The sequence below is a fragment of the Mesorhizobium tianshanense genome (assembly GCF_007830515.1).
GTDB lineage: Bacteria > Pseudomonadota > Alphaproteobacteria > Rhizobiales > Rhizobiaceae > Mesorhizobium > Mesorhizobium tianshanense.
In genome coordinates this window covers 1-6,281 of record NZ_VLKT01000119.1, presented here as the reverse complement: position 1 = coordinate 6,281, position 6,281 = coordinate 1, and the positions used below count along the sequence as shown (strand labels likewise).

General features: G+C 58.7%; 3 protein-coding genes and 3 pseudogenes. 3 read left to right on the top strand and 3 right to left on the bottom strand.

The genetic code is table 11. The features are described 5' to 3' along the window. The coding region (locus tag IQ26_RS38395; protein WP_145723463.1) for a sigma factor-like helix-turn-helix DNA-binding protein at window positions 1-165 on the bottom strand (165 nt) is incomplete at its 3' end. Between the two features lie 371 nt (window positions 166-536). Here IQ26_RS38395 and IQ26_RS38390 point away from each other — a divergent pair. Beyond that, window positions 537-1,102: pseudogene (locus tag IQ26_RS38390) on the top strand (ParA family protein); the annotation flags it as partial. 12 nt (window positions 1,103-1,114) lie between these two features. Here the strand turns inward: IQ26_RS38390 and IQ26_RS38385 are convergent. Beyond that, window positions 1,115-4,089 (bottom strand): annotated as a pseudogene (locus tag IQ26_RS38385) (Tn3 family transposase). 154 nt (window positions 4,090-4,243) lie between these two features. On the opposite strand from IQ26_RS38385, the gene IQ26_RS38380 reads away from it, so the two are divergent. Next, entirely contained in the window at window positions 4,244-4,837 is a 594-nt protein-coding gene (locus IQ26_RS38380; protein WP_145723519.1) for a recombinase family protein, read from the top strand. Window positions 4,838-5,318: 481 nt separating this feature from the next. Here IQ26_RS38380 and IQ26_RS38375 read toward each other — a convergent pair whose 3' ends face one another. Then, on the bottom strand, window positions 5,319-5,582 hold the full coding sequence (locus tag IQ26_RS38375; protein ID WP_145723518.1) for a DNA -binding domain-containing protein: 264 nt from the start codon (window positions 5,580-5,582) through the stop codon (window positions 5,319-5,321). Between the two features lie 583 nt (window positions 5,583-6,165). On the opposite strand from IQ26_RS38375, the pseudogene IQ26_RS38370 reads away from it, so the two are divergent. Then, window positions 6,166-6,281, top strand: a pseudogene (locus IQ26_RS38370) (co-chaperone GroES); the annotation flags it as partial.

The window sequence follows — 6,281 nt, the reverse complement described above, 5'->3', positions numbered from 1 at the left end:
CAGCCCGGCCTCCCGCGCCCGTAGCAAATAGGTCGATACTGTCGTCTTGCTGATCTTCAGCCGTTCCGACACTTCACGCACCGAAAGACCCTGCTCATGGGTCAGGCGCAAGATCGCTTGGATGTCCCTCACGCTCGTTCGTCTCGCTTGCTTCCGTCTCGGCATGGCCCCTCTCAACATCATCGTGAGAGGCCAAACTGCCAGAACGGCGCAGCCAAGAACCGACCGCTAAATCCGCTTCCGAAAACTGTCCGGGATTTAGCGGAATCGCTGTCCGCGAATTACTGAAATCACTGTCCGGGATTTAGCGAAAAGGGTGTCCGGGAATTACCGAAACACGCACCAGCGCGCGCCATCCAAGTTTCACACGACATATTCACACGATGTGTTCACATCGCTTCTCGATGTGAACACAAGATGTGATCGAAGTATCACACCCTGGCATAGTGAGGCGTGAACGCATCGTGTAAAAAGATGAGCCGTGGCTACGGCCTGCCGCGTTCGGCTTTTGGGGGACGGCAAAAGAGGGTTCAGACATGCCTCGAAGAATTTGCGCGATCAGCAGAAAAGGCGGCGCCGGGAAGACGACGGTCATTATCCTCGTTGCCGGCGAGTACGCTATTCATGGAAAGAAGGTTCTTCTGATCGACGCCGATCCGCGCCAGAACCTCGCCGAATGGTGGAAGCGCTGTGAGGCCAAGGACAATCTTCCGGCCAACATCGAGCTGCACAGCGCGGCAACCCAGCGAAGCATTGAAACCGTGCTGGCCGAACAAGACGGCGTCTACGACGTAATCCTGATGGACTCACCCGGCGTCGACAGCGTCATCCGCGATACGATCATCCGCAACTCCGACCTGGTGCTGACGCCAATTCAGCCGAACCAGGATGAAATCAAGGCGGCCGGCGAAGCCGCCACCATCACAGCGGATATTGGCGACAGGGAAGGACGCACGATTCCGCACGTCAACGTGGTGACGCGCATCGCCCTTCCGGGCCGCGTTCTCGAGGCTTATAGGCTGTGATCCGTCCGTTCATCGCCAATCTTCGCGACAATGGGGCCAGAACAAGAACTGCTCGAAATCATACGCTAAGGTCGAACGGAGCATGAACCTCATGCCGCCAAGAGCATTTTCCCCGGCAAGCGGAGCGGCCTGAAGCCTTCCGGAAGGTCCGGCGCCGTGTCCCAAGCATAGATGCCAGTGAGATTGATGTGTTCCCAGCTCAGCGGCGAGACGTGCTTTAGCAAGGCGTCGGGGATATTCCGGCCACCCTGAAGCAGATGGGTGACGGCGCGGCTGAGATAGACGGTGTTCCAGTGGACGATCGCGCTGACGACAAGATTGAGACCAGAGGCGCGGAATGCCTGGCTTTCGAATGATCGGTCGCGGATTTCGCCTCGCTCATGGAAGAAGACGGCACGCTTGAGTTTGTGCGCTGCCTCGCCCTTGTTGAGACCGGCTTGGCACCGCCGACGCAAGGCCGGACTGGAATACCACTCGATCATGAACAAGGATCGCTCGATACGGCCGAGTTCCCGCAGGGCTTTGGCCAACTGACTCGGATTCGGCGAAGCAGCCAGCTTTTTGAGAATCGTCGAGGGTGCAACGGTACGCGCACGGATCGACGCCGCCAGATGCAGCAGATCATCCCAATATTCCATGATGAGCGCGGTATTGATCCGCACGCCGATATGGTCCGCGAGGGCCGGGTAGGTATCGGCTTTTTCGAAGGTATGGAATTTCCGGTCCTTGAGGTTGCGCAGTCGGGGCGCAAAGCGCTTGCCGATCAGGGCGAAGAGGGCAAAGACATGGTCGCTGGCGCCGCCCGTGTCGGTGAAGTGTTCCTCGATGTCGAGGATGGTGTCGTGGTCGAACAGCCCGTCCAGAACATAGGCCGCCTCGCTTTCAGTCGGACTGATGGGCAGGATGCTGAAGTAGCCGTACTGATCGGAGAGATGGCTGTAGAATTTGGTTCCTGGCTCGCTGCCATAGTGGAGGTTGATATCGCCGCGCCCTGCAGCACGATCACTGGCCCGGAAGAACTGACCGTCGGAAGACGCGGTCGTTCCATTTCCCCAGAGCAGAGCGTGGGGATGACGCGCATGGGCGTCGGTCACGCTTGCCTGCGCCGCCCGATAAGTTTCGGTCCTGGCATGGAACATGCGCATCCAGCCGATCTGATGGGCGCTGATCCCTTTCGATGCGCCCGCCATGCGTTTCGGCCCGAGATTGGTTGCGTCCGCGAGTGTGCCGGCAAGCATAGCAGCGATGTTTTGCGGCATGTCGCCCGTTCGCACATAGGTGAACTGGTCGGCAAAGCCCGTCCACTCATGCACCTCTCTGAGAAGATCCGGCACCTCGACGAGCGGGTACATGTCGTTCAGCTCAAGATTCAGTTCCTCGGCCGCGGCAGGAACTTCGCTGGCCAGCGGCGTCACCAGCAGGGTTCCGGCCTCTAGACGGACACCCTCAAGCTTGCCGTTCCGGGCGCGGTGTGCGAGGCGTTTCAGATTGAAGTCGAGCAATTGCTGCATTTGCGCGAGCCATTGCGCCCCGTCGCGCTGGACGCCGAGGCCGAGCTGGTCGGTATCTTTGAGATCGGTGAAGGCAGGGCGCGGCATGAGATGCTCATCCATCGGGCGAAATACCCTGCTGCCTTCGACCCAGACATCCGCTGAGCGAAGCCGCTCCCGCAACGCCGCCAGCGTGGCAATCTCGTAGAGACGACGATCAGGTTTTGATCCGCTGAAGATCAATTTGCGGGCCGTCGTGCCGAGATGGGCAACCGGAACCCGATCTGGAAGGCTGCGCCGCCCATCTTCGTAGAGGGATTTGAGGGTTTCAATCGCCGCAAGCAGGGGATCGTTCCGGCGAGCCGAGCGGAAAGCGAAGGTGCGTAGAAACAGCGCCGCATATTTGCGGACGTTCGCGTATTGCTCCACCGCCACAAGCAATGGATCAGGATCTCCATTTTCCACCATGGCTTCGAGAGCGGGCTTTACCTGCAACAGACGATGCCAGCCGACGTAGCGGTTGATCGTCTCGATCGCATCCTCATCGTTGTCGTTGGCGGCCTGAAGGGCGGAAATCGTATCGAGAAACAGCCGGAGCGCCTTCGCCGTCTCTTTACGCGTTTCGGCATGGCGCTGCTTCTTGCGATTGTTGGCCTGGGAAAAGAGCCTGCCGATCAGCTTTATGAACATGGTGACCGCGTCGTCGGTCAGCTTGTGGCCGAGCTTGATGACTTGGGCGACGATCGTCGCGCGCCGACGGCTGGCGTTGAAATCGGCGGCAAGCCAGGCCGGCGTGACATCGCCCTCCCGGATCATCTGGTCCCAGCGCCCGGAATGGATGCGGCCTTGCAGGCGGGGATCGATATTGAGGGTGCGAATGAAGGAGAGCCTTTCCATCATCGCGACCAGGTTGCTGGAGCCGGGTGCGTCCGGAGCAGATCGTAGCCAATGGAACCGCGTCTGTGCGATCGCCGGATCCACCTTCAGCAAATCGTCGAGGCTCTGGAGCTGCTCAGCGGAAAAGCCGGAAATCAACGCCGCTTCCGCGCGCCGTCGCGCTATGGCGCGTGCCGCCAGCCCGATCCGCTCGATGGTGTCCGGCGTGGGAAGCACCACATTGCGTTCCCGCATGGTGGTGACGATTGCCTTGGCAATCGAAGACCCCTTGTCGGTCGTCGCCGCCGTTTCGATTCCCGACATCAAGGCGGCCCGCCGGTCCGGAGCTGCTGCGGTTCTCATCCCAAGGTAGGCGAGGAGGTGCGAGACGTGCTCCAGCCGGGTCGGCTCACGCCTCGCATAGGAGTTGAAGCTTTCCGGTTCGGCGTTCAGTTGCTCAGCGATATAATGAAGCATCATCCTCGGCGGTATTTCGTTCGCCATGAGCGTTCTACCCGGATATCGCATCAGGCAAAGCTGAACGGCAAAGCCAAGCTGGTTATGTTTGCGCCTCCGGACTGCGATCTCCAGCCGATCGGCCGGAGACAGGGTATAGTGACGGATCAGGCTGTCTTCATCGGTCGGCACGCCGAACAACTCCTGTCGATCCTGAATTTGAGAAGCTTCCGCCGGGCCATTTCTTTACTCCATGCAACTTCGCGCCAATGGCCTCTGGCATGTCCGAAAACGACCGGTTCCGTACAGGGTGAAATCGCACTGTCCACAAATTAGCTTGACATAATTACGGACATGCTCGACATTTCGGACAGCCTATTCGGACGAATCGAGCCTATGCCACGCACCTTTGCCTACGTCCGTGTCTCCACGACCGGCCAAACGACTGAAAACCAGATCCAGGAAATCCAGGCCGCCGGGTTCCACATCGAGCCGCGCCGCATCGTCACCGAAACTATTTCCGGCAGTATCGCAATTGCGCGGCGCCGGGGCTTCATCCGGCTCATGGATAAGCTCGAAGCCGGGGATGTGCTCATCGTGACGAAGCTCGACCGTCTTGGTCGGGACGCCATCGATGTGAGCACCACAGTAGGAAAACTGGAGGAATTGGGTGCCCGGGTTCACTGCCTCGCTCTCGGTGGTGTCGATCTCGCAAGCTCCGCTGGCAAGATGACCATGAACGTCATCAATGCCGTCGCACAGTTCGAACGTGATCTGCTTATCGAACGCACGCAGTCTGGCCTCAAACGGGCAAGATCAGAAGGAAAGACCCTTGGCCGACCGGCGCGGCTCAACGAAACGCGGAAGCAAGATGTTCTTAAAGGGCTGGCCAACGGCCTGAACGTTTCAGCTCTCGCCAGAAAGTTCCAAACCAGCCGACAGACCATCATGCGCGTCAGAGACGACAGTTCACGTTCCGTTCGACCTTAGCGTATGATTTCGAGCAGCTCTTGTTCTGACCCCTAGTAGCGTGAACAGGCGCCTCATCGACACCCGTTGACCATCGCAAATGTCTTGTCAGGGCGATGACGATTTCAAGAGAAAGTAGCGGCGTGAAGTCCCCGGTAGGCGAGCAAGCCACTGCGGTGGCTCACCAGGGGGCATATCTTCATGGTCCCGACGAACAACCATTAGAACATCGTCCGGCTTTGACCCGCCACCAGAACACGGGTTCATCTTCTCCCTTGCTGCGCCGGCCAGATATGACGAGCGGCCGCCGCTGACCTGCATGGCCACGCACAGACGCATCGGCGCAGCGAATCTTCTGCCTGTACGAGGAGCGGAGTTTGACAATGAATAGACGTCAGCGGAAGCCTGCATTCCCGCAGGCCCGGATGTCATCCCGTTCTTGTGGCGGACGCCGTGATCACGTCTGAACAAGCAGCGTGTGTCGCCGCCCGTTCACCCTCATTTAGGCGAACAACTCCCTGTAACCGGTCGTCATCATCCAGTTCGCCCGATCGAGATGGCTTCTCGCGGCTTTCCGCGCGCGCACCGGCTCTTCCGCCGGATCGATGCCGAGGATGACCTGCGCCATCTCCTCATAACTGGCATCGTCGGCGGAGGCGTCCAGGAACCTCAAGTAGGTCTTGAAGTGCTCCTTGTCGTAAGAGGTCAGGCTGTCCGACCAGGGGACTTCATCTTTAAGACCTGGTTCAACGTCTGTGTATTTCATCACGATATCGGGCTCCGGAAACAACTGGTCGAAGATTTCGCTTCGATAGGCTACCCGAACCCGAGGGGAATATCGTCTCAAGACGACATCCGATCATGGCCTGCAAGTGCCTGCCGAAGCGATGAGCGCTCCTTTTGGCGATGCAACTCCAGGTTAGGGATGAATTGCAAAAAGCTCAAGACTGTTCGGTTGGCCGTCGATTCTGGCCAACTGCTCGGCCATCAATTTCACATAATTTCACATTCCAAACAGAGACGAAAGTCGGCCCAGAGCTTAGTTGAAACACGCTTAGCAGCTGACCGCACCTATTGCGGAAATGCGCCACCCACCGCGGCAAGACACCCAAAAAGCGCCGGTTCGTGGACCTCGCGCGAGCGATTTCCTGCAAAACTGGTTGACGCGCAGCATATCGATTCCAAAATGTTTTGCTCTTCGCCCTCTCCTCGTCCGCCCCCTTCGTTCGTCTTGACTAGCACGACCCTACAACCTATCTCACTGCCACGTTAGCACTCTCCACCGACGAGTGCCAACGACGCTCCGGCAACGGAGAACCGTTCAACATCCGCACTAGGGACATCCAAAAATGGCAAAGTCGAATTTCCGGCCGCTTCATGACCGCGTGGTCGTACGCCGGGTTGAATCCGAATCCAAGACCGCCGGCGGGATCATCATCCCGGATACGGCGAAGGAAAAGCCGCA